This is a genomic window from Gordonia sp. i37 (assembly GCF_002043085.1).
GTDB lineage: Bacteria > Actinomycetota > Actinomycetes > Mycobacteriales > Mycobacteriaceae > Gordonia > Gordonia polyisoprenivorans.
The window spans coordinates 1-267 of record NZ_MVPX01000333.1 but is presented as its reverse complement, the minus strand read 5'-3'; the positions used below and the strand labels follow the sequence as shown (position 1 = coordinate 267).

Annotated in this window: 1 pseudogene; it reads left to right on the top strand. The window is 64.8% G+C overall.

The features are described 5' to 3' along the window. Positions 1-259: pseudogene (locus B1964_RS30730) on the top strand (HNH endonuclease); the annotation flags it as partial. Positions 260-267 lie beyond the last annotated feature (8 nt).

Here is a 267-nt window from a genome sequence, read left to right as displayed (position 1 = left end):
CACCGGGATTTATCGGGACGGGCCGTGGGCCGGACGCTGCTGGTGGCGCAACAACACCCCCATCGGCGCGGCCGAACCGAACCCGAAACGCACCAACGCGCTCCCCGACGTCGGGGCCACCTTCCGCGCCACCCTCGACAAAATGCGCGCGGAATTGCATCCACCACCCGACCCACCACAGGCCGCTGCCAGTGCTGATTGGGGTTCCCCCGAAAAAATGGACACGGTTAGCTTGATTGCTGACTTGCGTGCGAGCTGATCTCGAAG